The following is an 18,992-nucleotide window of genomic DNA, read 5'->3' on the forward strand; positions in this document are numbered from 1 at the left end:
TTTATTTCACTATTTCACAGACCCCATCATTCCGGCAACAAAATGTTTTTGCATAATGAAGAAAATGAGCGCTGCCGGCAGGGTTGCAATCACAATAGCTGTCATAATCATTCCAAAGTCCGGAGAATAGCTTGAGCCAAGGCTGGAAATCAGCAAAGGAATCGTCTGATTTTCAGGAGATTGCAAGATAACAAGCGGCCATAAATAGCTATTCCAGCTGGCCATAAACGTAATAATCGCTGCTGCCGCATAGGTTGTTTTCATCGTTGGAACATAAATTCTAAAAAAGACTCCTAATTCGGTTAAACCGTCAATCCTTCCCGCTTCCAAAATTTCCTTCGGGAACATTTTGGTACTTTGCCGAAAGAAAAAGATCAGAAAAGCAGTCGTAACCGTTGGTAAAATAACAGCGGCCAGCGTATCAATGCCAATCATCGGAACTGATTGAGAAATGGTACCGAACATCCGAAATAGTGGAACCATTAATGCTGCAAAGGGAATCATCATGGACAGGAGCAGAAAATTGAATAAAAAGTCTTTTGTCCTGCTTTTAAAAATTTCAAATCCATAGCCTGCCAATGAGGCAATCAGCATGGCAAGAACGGTTGTTATAATCGAGATTTTGGTTGAGTTAATTAAGGCAGGCACTAGGTCGACCGTATTCAACAGATTTTGAAGATTGTCTATAAAATGAGTGCCTGGAAGCAATTTCCCCTTCGTTACATCCACTGACTTGTTCGTGGAACTAACAATCATCCATAAAAATGGGAAAATGGAGACAATGGAAGCGATAATAAGGACTGTATAGCTGAAAATCCGTTTACTCATTTTTATCACCCGCCACTTTAAACTGAATAATCGAGAAGATGACAATCATAATGACAATGGCGTATGAAACAGTCGCTGCATAGCCAAAATCAGGGGTATATTTAAACGATAAATTATAGATATATTGGGAAATTGTCATCGTCGCATTTCCCGGCCCGCCTTGCGTAATATTCATGACTTCATCAAATAATTGAAGCGTACCAATCGTTGACGTAATCGAAGTAAACAGGATAATCGGCTTCAGCATCGGAATCGTAATTTTGAAAAATTGCTGAATCGATGAAGCTCCATCGATTTTTGCTGCTTCATAAATGGATTCATCGACGTTTTGCAGCGCAGATAAATAAAAGATCATGTTATAGCCCGTCCATCTCCATGTAATTGCCACGATGATGGCAATTTTTGCCCAGAAGGGATCTGTCAGCCACTGGATCGGTTCAGAAATAAGCGATAACTTCATTAACATCATGTTGATAATGCCGTCATGTCCAAACAGATATTTAAAGATAACCGAATACGCTACAAGCGAGGTTACGCAGGGAAGAAAAATAGCTGTTCGGAATAAACTCTTATACTTCAGCGTCTTATTATTCAATAAAACAGAAAGGAATAAAGCAAGAATGATCATGATAGGCACTTGAATGATGAGATAAATGACGGTATTCTTCACTGTTGTTAAGAATGTTGGATCCTTCAATAACCGTGCATAATTATCGAGACCTGTAAAGGCCAGGTTTGCCCCAGTACCAGATTGAAAAGATAATATAAGTGCTTGAGCCATTGGATAGAAATAAAATAAGCAAATCATGACGGATGCAACTGTCACAAAGGACCAGCCGATTACAGCATTTTTCGCTCGAATTTTCCGGCCCGATTTTGCTGTTTTCAAAGCCTGATTTTGATTAACTTTAGCGGTTATCACTTCGATCAACTCCTTACCTTGTCAATAAAAGAAACAGCCTCAGAACGAATCGCCTGTTAAAACAGTTAGCTCCGTTACCGTTAAACCGTATAGGAGAAGCCGGCGAATTTCCGAGGCTTATTACTTCAATTATTTTTCGATGCTAGATTTATTTTATTTGCTCTTCCGCTTGTTTTTGCGCGTCTTCTAACACCTTATCAAGGTCTTTTCCCTTTAGGTAATCCTGCATTCCAACAGCCAATATATCCTCAATCGCATAGGTGTGCAAACCATAGTTCACCTGTGGAATTTGTTCTGTCCAGTTAGCAAAATCCGTAATGACTTTTTGTCCTCCGAAGAAATTATCTGTCGCCTTATAGGCTTCCCCTTCTGCAGCTGGCTTGTAGGTACCAATGGCACCAATTTCTTTATTCAAAGTCTGGTAAAAGTCAACATTGGAACCAAAGGTTTTTGCAAGGAAATCAACCGCTTTTTCTTTACCTGGAACGTTTAGGACGTACCAAGAGCTTCCGCCTAAGTTTGAAGCATTCACGGAATTTGCAATTCCAGCTTGTTTTGGCATCGGTACAACTGCCCACTTGCCAAATTGAGAAGCTTCAGACTTTATTGAAGGTGTAATCCAGTTTCCTGTTGGAACAGTTGCAACATCCCCGCTGTTAAAGCCGGCTACAAACTGGCTCCAGTCAGAAACAGGTTTCACTAGATCAGCGTCTAAAATCGCTTTGTATGTATTGAATGCTTCTTTTAAAGATGCGTTGTCAGCTAAATCAGGAGTAACCCCATCTTTCTTTAAATACCATGATCCACTTGACTGGATCATCATGCGGATAAGTCCAAGATCTTTTGGATCTTGTGTCAGCATCGCTTTACCAGTTGCTTCTTTCACCTTTTTACCAATTTCAATATACTTATTCCAATCGATGTTTTGTAAATCAGCTGCTTTGTAGCCTGCTTTTTCCAAGTAATCCGTTCTAACATATAATCCTGTTACGCCTGTGTCGAATGGAAGTCCGTAGTTCTTGCCATCCAAGCTGGTTGGAGCCATTTTATACTGAGCAAAATCTTCCGGTTTAAAAGAAGAATCGTTTAATTCTTGAAACATATCCGGATACGCCTTCAAAAAGCTTTGCGCCCGATAATCTTCAATTAAAACAATATTCGGCAGGCCTTTAGTTGTTCCGGAACTTAAGCTGGTATTCAGTTTTTGTACGATGTCTGCCTGAGCATTTTCAACCACTTTAATCTTCAAATCAGGATTTTCAGATTTATAGGCATCTTTTGCCAGATTCATCGCTTTAATGTTAAAATTCGGGTCCCATGCCCATACGGTAATTTCCTTCGTATCTTTTGACTCGCCTGAAACTTGTTTCTCCTTTGATCCAGAAGAACAAGCCGTTAAAAGTAAAATACTTACTAAAAATAGCGCTAATACTTTTTTCATTCGATATTCCCCCCAAGCGTCTCTAATGTGTTTTTGTAAGCGTTATTTACCTTACAAGTACTATGGTAGCACCTGCTGGGGTTTTATCGTTAGGACGATATTTTTCTGAGTTGGTAATATTTTTACGATTTGAACACGCTTCCATTTTTCTAAAATTGTATTATTTTTAGAATCTAGTACTTTATTTACATTGTCGAACATGGAAGAGTGATTCGTACCTTCGTTCCTTTTCCAGGCTCACTGGAAATGGTTACGCCGTATGCTTCCCCATAAATAAGCTGAATGCGTTCATGGACATTCCGGACTCCAATACCGGAGAAAAGCTGTTGTTTCCGCTTCGTATTCGGAAGTTTATTTTCTGCGGAAACTTCCATTCCGTCTCCGTTATCGACCACTTCACAAATTAAGCTGTCGCCTTCCAGCCAAACGAGAACATTAATATAGCCACTCGCCTTTTTATTAAAACCATGAAAAAAGGAATTCTCGATAAAGGGCTGTAAAATTAATTTTGGGATTTGATAATCCCTGCATTCCGATGTAACGAAATAGTTTACTTTTATTCGGTCACCATATCGTTTTTGATTGATTAATACATAATTTTTTAAGTTCTCTAATTCCTGCCCCACGGTAATGGTTTCACTGACATTGCCAATCGTATTTTGCAGCAAGGATATAAGGGCATTAATAACTGCCTCTGTTTCTTCCTTCACCCCCTGCTGAACCATGAATTTAATAGAAGTCAAGGTATTGTATAAAAAATGTGGATTAATTTGCTGCTGAAGGGCAGCCAATTCGGCGTTACGCTGTTGTTTCTGCGCTAAAACCAGTTGCTCCACATAATCATGCAGTTCATTAAGCATTGAGTTAAAGGCATTGCCAATTTGTCTTGTCTCATATGTGCCGGTAACAGCAACATATTGGTCGAAGTTGTGTTTCGGAGCATTTCCGATTTGCTTCACCAGTTTCGAAAGCGAATTGGTTACTCGTCTAGAGGCTAAGAACACGATAATCAGAGCTGCCAAAACAATTCCCATCGAGATCAGGACAATCGCCTTTTTATTAATCAGATCGCCGACCGCCTTTTGTTTATCAATGATATTAAACAGGAACATATCGAAGGATGGAAGGTATTCCATCGTGATAATTTGATCCTTTCCCATGAATTTTTCGATGGTGTAATCCTTTGAGCCTTTTTCAATTTTAGCTGCTAAGTTTACAAGCTGCTCATCTTTTTTCCCAATGAGCTTAGATAGGTTACTCGACACAATCACTCCCTGTCTGTCTGCCATGACAACATTATTTCCAGGTGTGGTGTAGCTCGAGTAAAACTTTCTAAACTCTTTCTCTTGAATCGCAAAGTACATGGAACCATAAATCGTTCCAGATAAACGGTCCATCAGTGCTTTGGAGGCAACAATGACATTTCCATCACCATCCTCAGAAGTCTGGACTAATCGGTGGTCATATTGATACAAGAGCCTTTTCGGGTTGTTAAACGTATTGCGAGTCAGATGACTATACTTTAATTCTTCATCTGATATTGGCCAGTACCTGCGATCTGTTGCGTAGCTTAGCCCATTTTTCCCGGTAACAATGATTTCAACCTCATATGCGTCTAAATTGGATTGAATATGTTCAATTTGCTGGCCTGTCGTAAAAATGGCATTCATTTTTTCCGTATTGGAGCCTTCCTCCGTTAGGATTTTCTTGAGATTGCCGCTTTGCAGGAGGTTGTTTGACGCAATTACGATTGAATAATGAAATGACTCGAAGCTCTCTTTTACTTGATTCATCACCTTCGAGTTCGTAATACTGAACTTTTCAAAAAAGAACTGCTCCGACATGCGAATGGTCATCCACGTTATTGTGACGGAAACGATTACAATCATGAGAACGGTAATGAGGAACATAGTGATAAACAGGTTGTTATGCTTAAAACGATTTGGAATAAGCCTCATGTATATCATCTCTTATCTTAAGGTTTGTTTTCGTTTGTATTGGCTTGGTGATACTCCCTTAATTTTCTTAAATACCTTACAAAAGTAACTGTGATCCGAGTAGCCGACCATTCCGCTGATTTCAGAAATGGACACTATTCCCTGGATTAGTAGTTTTGCCGCTTCCTCGATCCGAATCTTATTCAAATATTCAATAAACCCTTCATTATTATGGGTAGAAAAATAGTTTGATAGATACGATGGATTAAAATGAAATTGCTTGGCTACATCCTTTAAAGTAATGGGTTCTGCATAATGGTTCCTTATATACTCCATTATCTTTTTCATATTCAGATTATCAGGTTGATCTTCAGTCGAATATATACATGCCTTCGCTTCCACAATAAACTGTTTCAACAAGGCAGCAACTTCATCCGCATTGTTCGCATCCTCAATCGATTTAAAATACGAATATCTTGCATTTTCTATTTCTTTAACGTTATATTCCATATTGCTTAGAAGGATCGTGATGTTAAAAATGATGTTTCCAAAGAAAGATTTATATTCATAAACATCTATTGTGTAACACTTTGATAGTAAGGAAACATGATCATGCAAATAACGGAAAGCCTCGTCAAAATTCTTCCGTTTAAATTCATCCGTAAACCAATCCAGATTGAAACTTTCCTGATTGACCGGCAGTTGAGGCAAATCTCGTTTCGTTAAGAATTGCTTATGAGGGAAATAAAAACGATAGTTTATCAGCTTTAACAGACTTTCTTTGTACACGGTTCCAATTTGAGAAAAATCCAAAAACTCTTCTGTCAGCACAAAGCCAATCCCAGGATTCCCTCTAGCAAATGTTGAGGCAGAGTTCATCACTAAGTCTATATTTTCTTCGTTAACATTTACTAATAGTACAGGGATAGTGTGGTCAACATTAAATGAATAATAGGCAACTTGATCGATAGAATGGAGAAGCGCATCCTCCCATTTTTTTTGAACTTCAGTCTTTTGCTTTTTTAAGTCCATGCCCAATAGGATGTAATGGCTGTATGGGAAAGCTCTTACGATTGATTCAACATCAAAATTTGCTTCATACCCTGAGATCAGTTTTTCGATGGTTTGGCCAATTGAGAGCCGGCTATCTGTATTCTTGTCCACTTTCTGAAAACCCGAGATTCTGCTTGAGGCTGTCTGCAGGGCTTTTAAAAGGCTTTGTGCATCAAGCTTCGGTTTTAAAATATAGTCAACCACGCCATTTTGAAAAGTGGACCGAACATAGTCGAATTCACCGAAACTGCTCAGAATGATGATTTCGATCTGAGGAAATTTATCCTTCACGATTCTAGTTAATTCTTCCCCATCCATAATTGGCATGACAATATCCGTAATGATGATTTGGGGATTAGTCGACTCTATCAATTCAAGTGCTTCTTGTCCGTTTGAAGCTTCCCCCACGATCAAGAAACCTTCCTGCTCCCAATTAATATAATGTTTAATCCCTTGTCTGATTAGCATTTCGTCGTCTACAATGAGCGTTCTGCAAAGTTCCCCAACTGTCATTTTCATCCCTCCAGAAGATAACAAAGAATGAAGTACTTAATGCTACTATTCTAATATAAACTACCATCCTGAAATAGATATTTATTTATTACCATAATTTTGATTACTAAAAAGAGGTGCACCATTTATGATTCAGTGGTGCACCTCTCTTCTTGGTAATCAATCAACATTTGTTTTTTCCTTCTGTTTCTTAAAACTCAATGGAATCCTTACAATAAAGGTACTTCCTTTTCCAATTTCGCTCGATACTTTAATTGTTCCTTTATGAGTATCCACTATCCACTTGGCAATGGATAGCCCCAATCCATGCCCGCCCATTTGCCGGGAACGCGATTTATCTGATCGGTAAAAGCGTTCGAAAATACGCTGGCAGTCCTCGCGCTTGATTCCTATACCAGTATCCTGAACAGCTATGCCTAATTCCGTCCCTTCCCCTGAAAGGAATAACGTGACTTTCCCGCCATTTGGCGTGTATTTAATAGCGTTATCTAATAGAATATATAAAAGCTGTGAAAGCCGCTCGGGATCCCCCACTGCCATCAGCGATGAAGGTGATTCCAGGCTAAGATTAATTTGTTTGGCCGCAGCCAGCGGACCAACAGACTCCAACGCTTTTTCCGCATGCGGGCAAAAATCAAAGGTTTCTGTCCTAAGCTCGATAGTATTCGAATCAGACCGGGCGAGTGTCAATAAGTCGCTGACCAAATTCGTCATCCGCTTTACTTCCTGCCGCATGTTCATAAGCATTTTCCCTATGAAGTCCTCTTTTTCCGGTTCGATTGTCATTTCCATCGCATCAATCGATGATAGCAGGACGCTTAATGGCGTCCGCAATTCATGGGAAGCATCAGCGACAAATTCCCTCTGTCTTGAAAAGGCGCCGCTAATTGGAACCATCGCTCTTTTAGACATCGATGTACTTATAACGATTGCGACTCCGAAAAATATAACTCCTAAAGCAAACAGAATAATCAGAACCCAATGAAACAATTGATAGACAAATGAGATGTCTTTTCCTGCATAAAGCTGACCAATAAATTGGCCTTTATAATAAATGGGCTTACTCGCAATCATTAAGCGAATATCCTGAATTGTGGTGGGTGGATGAAATTCGCCTTTGGAGCCCCTTCCCTCCATACGAAGTGTTTTCTTCTGTATTTCAGATTGACCGCCACCCTCCTGCAACAGACGGAGGATATCTGAACGGAAGCGGCGATTTGCTTCTTGGCCCATAATCATTTCGCCATTAGGGCCGACTACATAATAAAAGAATTGATTTACTCCCGCGAAGATAACCTCTTGATTTTGCATGTCATGCAAATCCGTCTGGTTATTTTTCAATAAATAATCCTCCATGTAGGCGGCTTCTTGATTTACCAAGGTCTGAATCTCTTTTTCTTGACTATTCATAATAACAACATGGAGAACAAAATAGACGATGACAATAAAAAGGATAAGAAATAGCATCAAAATTCCGCTATAAATACGGGTAAGCTTGCCCTGTGTATGCTTAAAAACATCCTTTTCACCCTGGCTGGTAAACGCCCGCATAAAAGACATTATTTTAAGATTCAAATTTATACCCTACCCCTCTAATGCTTTGAAGCCTTTCTTGCTTTCCAAGAGGAACCAGTTTTTTGCGAATCAATTTGACGGTCGCATCAATCGTTTTCATGGCTACATCCGCATCAAAGCCCCAAATTCGTTCGAGTATGATCTCGCGCGGCAGGACTTGTCCCTTATTTTGCACCAATAAATCCAACAGTTGAAATTCACGCGGACTTAATAGAATCTCCTTGCCCTCTGATCGTACGACGTGGCTCATCCGGTTTAAAACCAAATCTTCCATCTCAACTTCTTCCTCTATAATGGGAGCGTAGTTGCGACGTGCGAGCGCACGTAAGCGAGCTAGCAACTCATCAATCTCAAATGGCTTAACAAGATAATCATCGGCACCGGAATCCAGCCCTTCGATTCGGTCCTGAACTGTATCCTTTGCGGTTAACATCAGGATCGCGCCGGAATAACCGTTTTTTCTTAGGCGTCTGCAGGTCTCCACTCCGCTCCCGTTTGGCATCATCCAGTCCATGATAATGACATCGTAGTGTGCAGATGTTGCGTAATAATAGGCATCTTCCCCTTCAAGCACCCATTCAACCTTATATCCAGCTTTCTTTTTTAACATATATACGATTAATTCGCCTAGGCGTGAATCATCTTCTGCTAGTAAAATATTCATTTACTTGACTCCTTAATAGAGTTTTTTCTTTACAAATGAAAGTTTAACGCAGCAACCTTAATGTTAACTTAAAAAGGAGCACCATCATGCTGGAGGTGCTCCTTTTTCGTCTATTAAATATTCACTTTTTCTTTCGTTAGTTTTTCAATTTCCCTATTTAATTCTTCGTCGTCAATGAAAGTTTGATAAGTTGCATCAAATTGTGCTAGCGGTGCGGAAAACTGACTGCCTGCTTGAACCTCTGCTTCCATTAGTAATATCCGTTCTTCGGCACGGGCTACCCCTCTTGCAATAGTGTCTTTTTGGAAGGATACGGTTGCTTTTTGAATTTGTTTCATCGATTGAGCGACATTAGCACGGGATGCTAACAGGATTTTCTTTTGCTGCAATTGGTTGAAGGTTTCCCTTAGTTCATCCAGTTTTTCAAGTAAGATTTTCGTTTGTGCTTTTACCGCATCATATTGTTCCTGGTAAACAGCTAGTTGCTTTTCATGTGTAAGCTTTTCCTGAACAGCCAATTTCGCTATTGCCTCTTCACCCTTTTCGATGGCCAGTTTTGCCTGGCGGGTACGCTTGTCCACTAAAGTTTGTGTTTCAGAAATGAGTGCCTCTTGTTTTTTCTCGACAAAAATTTGGCGTGCCAACGCTTTTTGGCCTTTTGCAATTTCTTGCTCCATTTCTCTTGAATATTCATTTAACATAGCAATCGGATCTTCGATACCGTCTAGTAGACCATTTATTTCTGCCATTGTAATTGTTTTAATTCTTCTAAAAATACCCATTCTATTCATTCTCCTTTTTATTGATAATATTTTTTTCCCATTTATCTAAAATAGCTGCATTTTGATTGATAACAGGTGTATGTGAACCCACAAGTGATGTGTCAATAAACTGATTCATAGAAGATGTTTTTGCTTTTTTCCTTAGCCATCTCACTAGTAGAACTAGGACAGCTAGTCCAATAATAAGGGCAAGCCACGGGAATCCTCCTCCATGATGAGGGCCGTTCATAAACTGGTGCGATTCGAAACCGCCCCCTCGTGGACCCATTCCCTGTTGTCCCATTCCTCCAGGGCCATGACCATGCTGACCTCTAGCAAAAGCACTATGCCCTCCTAGAAGAAAGTGGAGTACATTGATCACCAACACGGTAGAAGCAATGATGATACCCCAGAAAAAAACTTTACTCTTTTTCATATCTTATTTTCCTCCTTTCGTTCCTTGATGTAATGAATATTAATAGAGAATGGTGAAAACTTGGTGAAAGATAGAAGTTTTTATAAAAATAATCTAGTTTTTTGCTATAAATAGCTGGCACTACCACACTTATCGGCGGATTATAGCCATTTATCGGCGGATTTTTTATTTTATCGGCGAATTTTACGTTATATCGGCGAATCCGAGACATTTATCGGCGAATTGTTACTTTTAATAAAAAAAGACTCTCCCGCTTGCGGAAAAGTCTTCACTGAATATAAATTATCGTACTGTTTCTACACTTTTTGCTTTGGCAATTTCTGCGGCCACATCCACTATCATGTCCTCTTGGCCTCCGACCACTTTACGTTTGCCCAATTCTATTAAAATATCGCGAGAGTCGATGCCGAACTTGGAGGCCGCGCGCTTGGCATGAAGGGCAAAGCTTGAATAGACGCCGGCATAACCAAGCACAAGACTATCACGAGTAATCTCTTGTGGAGTTTGCAAAATCGGAGCGACAATTTCTTCCGCCAGATCCATCATTTTATAAACGTCTACACCCGTTTTGATACCCATGCGGTCAAGGACGGCAACAAGCACTTCGGTTTGGGTGTTACCTGCCCCTGCGCCTAAACAACGGACACTTCCATCGATGCGGGTCGCACCTTCTTCAATGGCCACCAATGTGTTGGCCATCGCTAGTGAAAGGTTATTGTGGCCATGGAAGCCAATGTTTACTCCAACTTCCTGTTTCAAAGCACGAATCCGTTCACGAACCTGATCAGGCAGCAAGGCGCCTGCCGAATCAACAACATAAACCGAGTCAGCACCATAGCTTTCCATTAGTTTCGCTTGCTCTACTAATTTTTCAACCGGTGCCATATGAGACATCATCAAAAATCCTACCGTTTCCATTCCTAGTTCCTTCGCAGCATGGATGTGCTGTAAGGAAACATCCGCTTCCGTTACATGAGTCGCAACGCGCGCCATTTTTGCTCCCAGCTTTGCCGCTTCCTTTAATTCCTTAACCGTACCAATTCCAGGCAGAAGAAGGACGGCAATTTTCGCCTTGTCTGCCACTGAAACAGCCGCTTCAATTAATTCTAATTCGTTTGTTCGGGACAAACCATATTGCAAAGAGGAACCAGCAAGACCATCACCGTGTGATACTTCAATGTAAGGAACACCGGCATCATTTAATGCTTTTGCGACCTTTAAAACCTGTTCAACCGTAAATTGGTGGGCAATGGCATGACTTCCGTCACGAAGAGCCACTTCAGTAATAAAAATATCTCGGGTATTTGTCATTTGTTGTACTCCCCTTTCTCTTAAACTAGCTGATTCGCTAATAGATTTTTCGCAAACTCTTCCGCTACTTTTACTCCTGCTGCTGTCATAATGTCGAGGTTACCAGAGTATTTAGGCAGATAATCACCGGCACCTTCTACTTCAATAAAAATCGTCACTTTATTGCCATCGAAGATTGGTTCAGTTCGGATGCGGTAGCCTGGAACATAAGACTGAACGGTTTTCTCCATATCTTGAATAGATTTAGTAATTTTCGCCTCGTCCATCGTTCCTTCTTCCACAAGGGCATACACGGTATCTCGCATTAAAATCGGCGGTTCAGCAGGATTCAGGATAATGATCGCTTTTCCTTTCTTCGCTCCGCCAACCTCTTCGATTCCCCGAGAAGTCGTGACCGTGAATTCATCAATATTGGCACGAGTTCCAGGGCCGGCACTTTGGCTGGAAATAGTCGCAACGATTTCTGCATACTCAACTGGGCTAACACGGTTGACAGCATGAACCATTGGAATGGTCGCCTGACCACCGCACGTAATCAGGTTAATATTCTCTGCCTCAATGTTAGATCCCATATTAACTGAAGGCACAACAAATGGACCTCTTGCTGCGGGAGTCATATCAATGACTTTTTTTCCGGCTTCTTTTAAAAGTTTGGCATGGCGGATATGGGCTTTTGCTGAGGTGGCATCGAAGACAATATCCGCTAATTCAGGGCGTTCAAGAAATCCTTCTAACCCTGTGTCGATCGCTACATACCCTAATTCCTTGGCACGGCGTAAACCATCTGATTCCGGGTCAATTCCGATGACAGTCGTAAGTTCCAAAATTTCTGAGCGGCCTAATTTAATCATGAGATCGGTTCCAATGTTTCCTGAACCAAGAACAGCAACCTTTACTTTTGACATTTTCCTTCTCCTCCTTTATGTAACCCAGCCTACGCTAGAGCAGGTTGAGTTTTAAATCCCATATTTGTTGAAATTACTAATGCTGCCTGTTTAATTTCTTTAATCACTTCAGCCAGCTTTTCATCGGTCAGCCTCACTTTAGGTGATGCACAGCTAATCGCAGCAATGACCTTTCCTTGATGATTAAAAATCGGCGCTGCCACACATTTAAGTCCTAATTCAATTTCTTCGTCATCAATCGCATATCCTTGCTCTCTAATGGTTTCGAGGTGACTTTTTATCGCAGCTTTGTCAGTCATGGTGTACTCGGTAAACGATTCCAAAATTTCGTTTGCTAAAATTCTATCTATCTCTTCTTCCGCTTGGAAGGCTAGAATGGATTTCCCAACCCCTGTACAGTGAATCGGGGCTCTTTTACCGATTTGTGAGTAAATCCGTAATGATTGAGGGCCATCCAATTTTTCAATATAAATGACCTCACCGCGTTCAAACACAACAAGGTGAACGGTCTCCATTAGTGTTTCGACCAATTCCTTCATAACTGGGCGGGCAATTTTTCCAACATCAAATTGATTGCTTACTTTGTTTCCAAGTTCGAAAAGTTTTAGGCCAAGTCTGTATTTCAGATCATCCGGATCCTGTTGAAGGTACCCTCTATATTCAAGGGTCTTGATGATTCCATGGATGGTGCTTTTAGAAAGACCTAGCTTTTCACTTATTTCCTTTACGCTGAGTTCTTGCTGTGAGGCTAAGAACAATTCAAGGACGTCTGTTGCTCTTTCGATGGATTGAATATATCGTTCAGCCATTTTATAACCTCTCTTCGTTCGACATTGTCGAACAACGTTCGTAAATTTTTAACTCCTGTCTTTATAGTAACCAGCAGGTTATCATTCTGTCAATTAAGAATTTTGATTTTTCAAAAAAATACCTTTCCGCCTAATAGTGGTGGAAAGGTCTTTGAATTATTTATTTCGATAATAGAGCTAACACGGTATCTAAAATTACGTTTACCCCTTTTTCACATTCTTCCCACGTCGTTAATTCCTGTTCACAATGGCTTTTTCCATTCATGCTTGGCACAAACAACATGGCCGTAGGGACGTAGCTGGCGATGAACTGTGAATCATGACCGGCGCCGCTGACCATTCGTTTATTGGAATACCCAAGCGATTGAGCGGATTGTTCAAACAGATTACAAATTTCTTGATTGAACCAGACTGTGTCACGTTCCCATAGCTTAGTCGTATTAATTTCACAGCCTTCATTATCTGAAAAATTGGTTAAGCCTTGAATGAAGTCTTTCACCGTGCCGACGATTTCCATATCCTTGTGCCGTGCTTCAAGGGTGAAAACCACTTTATTCGGAATGACGGTGTGGATGCTTGGGTACACGTTCACCCTGCCAATCGTAAATACTAATTCAGGATCTAATGAACCTAATCGTGTGCGAATTTCATTGATTAAGTTATTGGTGGCGAAAAGGGCATCTTTTCTCATATCCATTGGAGTTGTTCCAGCGTGGTCGGATTCCCCTGTCACTTCAATCTCATAACAAGCCATCCCCACCACACATTCAACGACACCGATCGAAAGAGCTTCCTTTTCAAGAATTGGACCTTGTTCAATATGTAGCTCTAGGAGGGCAGTTGCTTCCTTCAGACGATTCTCTACTTCCCCCTCATAACCAATCGATTTTAGTGCTTCCTCAAACGTGATTCCTTCTGCATCTTTCTTTTTTAGCATGACAGACTTGTCAAATTTACCTGAGAGTACACCTGATGCCATCATCGAAGGCTCGAATCGTGCCCCTTCTTCATTCGTAAAGTTCACAATCGTGATCGGAATCCGCGGCTTGATATTATTTTCTACTAATGTTCGAACCACTTCCAACCCAGTTAGCACCCCTAAGACGCCATCAAAGCGTCCTCCCTTTTTTACAGAATCTAAATGGGAGCCAATGACGATGGGAGGTTTATTTTCTGTGCCTTCCAATGTTGCGTACATACAGCCCATGTCATCCACCTTGACTGTCATTCCTAATTCCTCACAGCTGGAGCGGAAAAAGTCTCTTGCACGGCGGTCTTCCTCTGATAATGCCAAGCGCGTCACACCATTGTTTTCAGTTCGGCCAAATTCAGCAAATCGTTCCAGTTCCTTCTTCAATCTTTCCCCGTTAATCAATAACTTTTGTTTCTGCATTTACAACACTCCCTTTTAGAAAATGAGTTTAACTATTTTCTTTCCATGTTTATAAATCTTTAAGAGTACAAAAGCGGGAAAATTCAGTCATTTTAATCATAACTTGTACAGCCTATAATTGTCATTAGACAGAACATAAAATCTTTCAACCCAATTATTTTATAGTTTGTAAGATTTAACGGATAAACAAAAAAATTGTCCTTCACATGTTTAAATGAAGGACAAAACTGAATCAATTTATTCGCTTGTTAAGCCTGTAAAGCCCATGGATGCGGATGAGAATGACTCATCCCATTTTTGGTTACGTTGTTTGCGCTGGGCGGATTTCAGGTCATTGCAAAGCTGGGTAATGTCGACTTTCTGATCGTAATGCCATTCTAGGGCAATGGCGGCGTACAGTTCATTGAGCTGGGCATAGGAAAAATCCTGTGTTGCCTCGATGACTTCACGAATATCTTCCTCTGAAAGAATCCGATCGATTTTTTTACGCACTACATACTGATAGCGCAGTTCCTTCGTTGGCAGCTTAATTTCATAAGCACGATCAAATCTTCCTGATCGATTCATCAATGCCGGATCGATCTTTTCAGGGTAGTTCGTCGTACCAATAAGGAAAATACCCTCTTTTGAGGTTGCCCCATCTAAAATGTTTAAAAAGACAGACCTTACCTCGGCAGGCATAGAGTCTATGTCCTCAATCACCAATACCATAGGCGTCAATTTTAAAACTGATGTGAATACCTCTTTTATCGTATAGCTCGAGGTGAATTCAGTAATCTGCCAATAGGCTACAGGAGCGTTTATACTGCTGGCAATAGATTTCACGAGTGTTGTCTTTCCATTCCCCGGCTTTCCGTATAAAAGAATCCCCCGTTTGTAGGGAATATCATAAGTTTTGTAAAATTCACCGCTATCTGAAAAGAATTGATCAATCGATCGATAGATTTCTTTCTTTAACGATTCTTCTAAAAAAACATCTTCCCTGCTTACCAAACTAGTAATGTTTTCGATTTGTGTTTCCACCCCATCATCTGTATCCGTGAAGACTGTGACATAATTTTTGATATAATCCCTTTTCCGCTTTAAAACATACTTTAAAAACGACACTAAACAGGCATCATTCTTGGCAAAAATAAGATCCCGGTTCATCTCCCCATCACTTTGGAAAATAAGCACCCTGGATAAGGCCACTTCGTAGTTAGGATAATAGTACAGTCCGTTTTCGACACGCGGCTTTACGATGAACTCCATCGTTTTATCAGTATGGTTCGACGAAATCGATTTGGTCTCGCCTTCCTTATAAATATAGCTAATCAGCTGTAATTCAGGAGATTCCTCTTTCAAATCCTCTTCAAGGATATCCCAAATCTCATTGGATGTATCTTGGTCAGAATACATTTGAAATTCGACCCCAATTTCAGCTAACAACTTTTCCTGAATAGTTGAAACAATCTTGCCAAAGTCATAATAATAGGGCAATGTTTCTCGGTCTATCTCCCCTATTTGAAAAAGAACGTTATTATTTTTCATCCAGTTCTCCTTTTATAAACATATACCCTCATTATCTCTTTATTAAGCTAATAGTCTAGTGGATGTTTTTAACATTGTCTTCCTAGACGAATGGAACAAAAATCTTTTCGTATTGATAGTCCCAATCGGCTTCGTTGATCTTAATGACCGCTGCATTTTCAACTGGTTTAAATTTGGTTAGCGACTCGATTGGCCAATTCATAAGGAAGGTCAGAAACATCTGAATAAAGGCCGCATGGGTAACAATTACGACATTTTCATACCTTCCCTGCTTTTTTGCCCGCTCTAAGACGGTGTTCATAAACATAGTCGCGCGCAAGTATACATCCGCCAATGATTCCCCATTTTGAAAGCGGAAATAAAATTGCCCGGCCGCTTTAAATTCCTTCTTCGCTTCCGGAGTCCGATTGTTAAAATCATAAAGATTCCCAAACTCCCACTCTCTGAGCAGCGGGTTTTCGAAGAAAGGAACATTCTCAGGCAGCAACGAGTGAATCGCTTGTGCCGTTTGCATCGTCCGTAAGTACGGTGAACAGAATACCACCGAGTTCTCATTTACTTTGTCTTTTAGAAATTCAGCTGTTATTTGGGCTTGCTTGTGGCCAATCTCGGTCAAACTATGCTGTGAGTCATGAGTATGTGCCATCTTAGTACGGTCCACATTATGCTCCGCTTCTCCATGACGAATTATGTAAATATTCATAGTATCCACCCCTTCATCTTCACCTAGAAAACTCACATCTATTAATATTTGTGAGTCCATCAGCAATTCAAATTTTCTTACTATCTACTTTACCAATTTCCTTAAGACTGGTAAAGAAAGATATCTTAATAGTCTGAATATAACATCGTGAGGTCGACAGGCAATATTGAAAAAGCTGGGTAGCCATTGATGACTATCCAGCTTGTAATAATAAGATATTTCTACGCCTCTACTATATCCGGCTGTTGATAGACTTCGTTTTCAAATTCACCGGTTGCTTTGCTTGTTAAGACCCCAGCTGTCATGGCACCGCTGACATTTAAGGCGGTGCGGCCCATGTCAATTAAAGGCTCTACAGAGATTAAAAGACCGACGATCGCTACAGGCAGGTTCATAACAGATAAAACGATTAATGCTGCAAACGTGGCTCCGCCGCCAACCCCAGCTACACCAAAGGAACTAATGGCCACCACTAGAATAAGTGTCAATATAAATGAAAAACTCGTTGGATCCACACCTGCCGCTGGCGCGACCATGACAGCTAACATTGCTGGATAAATTCCGGCACATCCATTTTGACCGATGGTAAGTCCGAAAGAGCCCGCAAAGTTAGCGATCCCTTCGGATACTCCCAAATCCTTTGTCTGCGTTTTGAGTGTCATCGGCAGCGTGCCCGCACTAGTTCGGGAAGTAAAGGCAAAAGTTAAGGTTGGTAAGGCTTTTTTCACATAGTTAAACGGACTAAGCTTCGCCAATGATAGTAACAGTAAATGAACAATAAACATAATGATCAGTGCCACATAGGAGGCTATGACAAACTTACCTAATTTCGCAATTGCATCGTAATCACTTGTTGCTGCAACCCTTGAAATAATGGAGAGGATTCCGTATGGCGTCAACCGGAGAATGAGTGTAACCACCCTCATGGTTATGGAATAAAGTGTATCTATTATTCTCGCAAACGATTCTGCATGCTCTGATTCCCTTCGTTTCACTCCAAGATAGGCAATCCCTACAAAGGCTGCAAAAATAACGACGCCAATGGTGGAGGTTGCCCTAGCCCCGGTTAAGTCCTGAAACGGATTGCTTGGGATAAGCTCGATGATTTGCTGTGGAAGTGTCATATTTTCAACCCCGGCGACTCTTTCTTCTAACTGAGCATTCCGGGCTTTTTCAGCTGCACCTTCCGTTAACTGAACCCCATCAAGGTTAAATCCTAATGCCGATCCAATCCCAATCGCTGCAGATATGGCTGTAGTCCCAAGGAGTATTCCAATGACAAGGAAGCTGATTTTTCCGATGTTTTTCGTTAATTTCAGTTTTGTAAAAGCCGCAACTATGGATATTAATACAAGCGGCATCACGACCATTTGTAACAGTTTTACATATCCGCTGCCGACAATGTTAAACCAATCGATAGAACCAGTAGTCACTTCGGAGGTTGTTCCATAGATTAAATGAATAATATATCCAAAAATAATACCTAAACCCAGTGCTGTGAAAACACGCTTTGAAAAAGAAACGTGTTTTTTTTGCATCATGAACAAACCAACCATAAGTAATACCAGAACGGCAACATTTACGATGATTAAAAAGGTATTCATTTTATTCCTCCTTCTAATAATTTGGAATCACCAATACACCAATTCCCATCAATCAAGTCGGAATTATAAGTTTAGAACCTCATCAAACGTTTGATAGTTAATAAATATGTATTGTGGATGCTTTATATTCCAAGCCCTTAGCACCATTTAATCAATCGTTTAATTAGTTTTTCTGTAACATATGCTAATCCAAGTCTATCTTGGCTTCAGCACCATTTAATCAATCGTTTAATTAGTTTTTCTGTAACATGCGCCAATCCAATTCTATCTAGGATCCAGCCTCGTTTAATCAATCGTTTAATTAGTTTTTCTGTAACATGTGCCAATCCAATTCTATCTAGGATCCAGCCTCGTTTAATCAATCGTTTAATTAGTTTTTCTGTAACATGCGCCAATCCAATTCTATCTAGGATCCAGCCTCGTTTAATCAATCGTTTAATTAGTTTTTCTGTAACATGGGCTAATCCAATTCTATCTAGGATCCAGCCTCGTTTAATCAATCGTTTAATTAGTTTTCCTGTAACATGGGCTAATCCAGGCCTATCAATAGATCAACCTTATTTAATCAAACGTTTGATTAGAAATGAAACAAAAAAAAATGATCCAC

At 40.4% G+C, this 18,992-nt stretch carries 17 protein-coding genes; all 17 read right to left on the minus strand.

Annotation, left to right across the window (positions count from 1 at the left end; all coding sequences use genetic code 11):
- Positions 1 to 9: 9 nt before the first annotated feature.
- The 17 genes from ABES02_RS08940 to ABES02_RS09020 all read right to left on the minus strand — a co-directional run bounded on the left by ABES02_RS08940 (position 10) and on the right by ABES02_RS09020 (position 18,885).
- Positions 10 to 828 carry a carbohydrate ABC transporter permease gene (locus ABES02_RS08940; RefSeq protein WP_430133155.1) on the minus strand — a complete coding sequence of 273 codons (819 nt, stop codon included), beginning with the start codon at positions 826 to 828 and terminating at the stop codon, positions 10 to 12.
- Positions 821 to 1,750 carry a carbohydrate ABC transporter permease gene (locus ABES02_RS08945; protein WP_430133157.1) on the minus strand — a complete coding sequence of 310 codons (930 nt, stop codon included), beginning with the start codon at positions 1,748 to 1,750 and terminating at the stop codon, positions 821 to 823. Before ABES02_RS08945 ends, ABES02_RS08940 begins: the two co-directional genes overlap by 8 nt.
- A 148-nt stretch (positions 1,751 to 1,898) precedes the next feature.
- A complete protein-coding gene (locus ABES02_RS08950) occupies positions 1,899 to 3,191 on the minus strand; it encodes an ABC transporter substrate-binding protein (protein ID WP_430133158.1) in 1,293 nt (430 codons plus the stop codon).
- Between the two features lie 185 nt (positions 3,192 to 3,376).
- Complete coding sequence (locus ABES02_RS08955; RefSeq protein WP_430133161.1) at positions 3,377 to 5,149, minus strand: sensor histidine kinase; 1,773 nt, start codon at positions 5,147 to 5,149, stop codon at positions 3,377 to 3,379.
- Positions 5,150 to 5,161: 12 nt separating this feature from the next.
- Complete coding sequence (locus tag ABES02_RS08960) at positions 5,162 to 6,694, minus strand: response regulator transcription factor (protein ID WP_430133163.1); 1,533 nt, start codon at positions 6,692 to 6,694, stop codon at positions 5,162 to 5,164.
- 159 nt (positions 6,695 to 6,853) lie between these two features.
- Positions 6,854 to 8,269 carry a sensor histidine kinase gene (locus tag ABES02_RS08965; protein WP_430133166.1) on the minus strand — a complete coding sequence of 472 codons (1,416 nt, stop codon included), beginning with the start codon at positions 8,267 to 8,269 and terminating at the stop codon, positions 6,854 to 6,856.
- Positions 8,259 to 8,933 carry a response regulator transcription factor gene (locus tag ABES02_RS08970; protein ID WP_430133170.1) on the minus strand — a complete coding sequence of 225 codons (675 nt, stop codon included), beginning with the start codon at positions 8,931 to 8,933 and terminating at the stop codon, positions 8,259 to 8,261. Before ABES02_RS08970 ends, ABES02_RS08965 begins: the two co-directional genes overlap by 11 nt.
- A gap of 113 nt (positions 8,934 to 9,046) precedes the next feature.
- On the minus strand, positions 9,047 to 9,715 hold the full coding sequence (locus ABES02_RS08975) for a PspA/IM30 family protein (RefSeq protein ID WP_430133172.1): 669 nt from the start codon (positions 9,713 to 9,715) through the stop codon (positions 9,047 to 9,049).
- Between the two features lies 1 nt (position 9,716).
- Positions 9,717 to 10,130, minus strand: a complete 414-nt coding sequence (locus ABES02_RS08980; protein ID WP_430133175.1) for a hypothetical protein — start codon at positions 10,128 to 10,130, stop codon at positions 9,717 to 9,719.
- A 282-nt stretch (positions 10,131 to 10,412) separates the two neighbouring features.
- A complete protein-coding gene (dmpG, locus tag ABES02_RS08985) occupies positions 10,413 to 11,441 on the minus strand; it encodes a 4-hydroxy-2-oxovalerate aldolase (protein WP_430133177.1) in 1,029 nt (342 codons plus the stop codon).
- Between the two features lie 20 nt (positions 11,442 to 11,461).
- Complete coding sequence (locus tag ABES02_RS08990; protein ID WP_430133179.1) at positions 11,462 to 12,346, minus strand: acetaldehyde dehydrogenase (acetylating); 885 nt, start codon at positions 12,344 to 12,346, stop codon at positions 11,462 to 11,464.
- Between the two features lie 29 nt (positions 12,347 to 12,375).
- Entirely contained in the window at positions 12,376 to 13,155 is a 780-nt protein-coding gene (locus ABES02_RS08995; protein WP_430133181.1) for an IclR family transcriptional regulator, read from the minus strand.
- A 160-nt stretch (positions 13,156 to 13,315) separates the two neighbouring features.
- Entirely contained in the window at positions 13,316 to 14,548 is a 1,233-nt protein-coding gene (locus ABES02_RS09000; RefSeq protein WP_430133183.1) for a Zn-dependent hydrolase, read from the minus strand.
- A 237-nt stretch (positions 14,549 to 14,785) separates the two neighbouring features.
- Entirely contained in the window at positions 14,786 to 16,078 is a 1,293-nt protein-coding gene (locus ABES02_RS09005; protein WP_430133185.1) for an AAA family ATPase, read from the minus strand.
- An 82-nt stretch (positions 16,079 to 16,160) separates the two neighbouring features.
- On the minus strand, positions 16,161 to 16,781 hold the full coding sequence (locus ABES02_RS09010) for a histidine phosphatase family protein (protein ID WP_430133187.1): 621 nt from the start codon (positions 16,779 to 16,781) through the stop codon (positions 16,161 to 16,163).
- 221 nt (positions 16,782 to 17,002) lie between these two features.
- A complete protein-coding gene (locus tag ABES02_RS09015) occupies positions 17,003 to 18,385 on the minus strand; it encodes an L-cystine transporter (RefSeq protein ID WP_430133189.1) in 1,383 nt (460 codons plus the stop codon).
- 206 nt (positions 18,386 to 18,591) lie between these two features.
- Entirely contained in the window at positions 18,592 to 18,885 is a 294-nt protein-coding gene (locus ABES02_RS09020) for a hypothetical protein (RefSeq protein ID WP_430133192.1), read from the minus strand.
- Positions 18,886 to 18,992 lie beyond the last annotated feature (107 nt).

The sequence above is a fragment of the Neobacillus pocheonensis genome, assembly GCF_050477905.1.
Classification (GTDB): Bacteria; Bacillota; Bacilli; order Bacillales; family Cytobacillaceae; genus Neobacillus; species Neobacillus pocheonensis_A.

Coding starts and splice junctions, on each gene's coding strand:
- ABES02_RS08940 (WP_430133155.1), bottom strand. CDS start 828: ATGAGTAAACGGATTTTCAGCTATACAGTCCTTATTATCGCTTCCATT.
- ABES02_RS08950 (WP_430133158.1), bottom strand. CDS start 3,191: ATGAAAAAAGTATTAGCGCTATTTTTAGTAAGTATTTTACTTTTAACG.
- ABES02_RS08955 (WP_430133161.1), bottom strand. CDS start 5,149: ATGAGGCTTATTCCAAATCGTTTTAAGCATAACAACCTGTTTATCACT.
- ABES02_RS08960 (WP_430133163.1), bottom strand. CDS start 6,694: ATGACAGTTGGGGAACTTTGCAGAACGCTCATTGTAGACGACGAAATG.
- ABES02_RS08970 (WP_430133170.1), bottom strand. CDS start 8,933: ATGAATATTTTACTAGCAGAAGATGATTCACGCCTAGGCGAATTAATC.
- ABES02_RS08975 (WP_430133172.1), bottom strand. CDS start 9,715: ATGGGTATTTTTAGAAGAATTAAAACAATTACAATGGCAGAAATAAAT.
- ABES02_RS08980 (WP_430133175.1), bottom strand. CDS start 10,130: ATGAAAAAGAGTAAAGTTTTTTTCTGGGGTATCATCATTGCTTCTACC.
- dmpG (WP_430133177.1), bottom strand. CDS start 11,441: ATGACAAATACCCGAGATATTTTTATTACTGAAGTGGCTCTTCGTGAC.
- ABES02_RS08990 (WP_430133179.1), bottom strand. CDS start 12,346: ATGTCAAAAGTAAAGGTTGCTGTTCTTGGTTCAGGAAACATTGGAACC.
- ABES02_RS08995 (WP_430133181.1), bottom strand. CDS start 13,155: ATGGCTGAACGATATATTCAATCCATCGAAAGAGCAACAGACGTCCTT.
- ABES02_RS09000 (WP_430133183.1), bottom strand. CDS start 14,548: ATGCAGAAACAAAAGTTATTGATTAACGGGGAAAGATTGAAGAAGGAA.
- ABES02_RS09005 (WP_430133185.1), bottom strand. CDS start 16,078: ATGAAAAATAATAACGTTCTTTTTCAAATAGGGGAGATAGACCGAGAA.
- ABES02_RS09010 (WP_430133187.1), bottom strand. CDS start 16,781: ATGAATATTTACATAATTCGTCATGGAGAAGCGGAGCATAATGTGGAC.
- ABES02_RS09015 (WP_430133189.1), bottom strand. CDS start 18,385: ATGAATACCTTTTTAATCATCGTAAATGTTGCCGTTCTGGTATTACTT.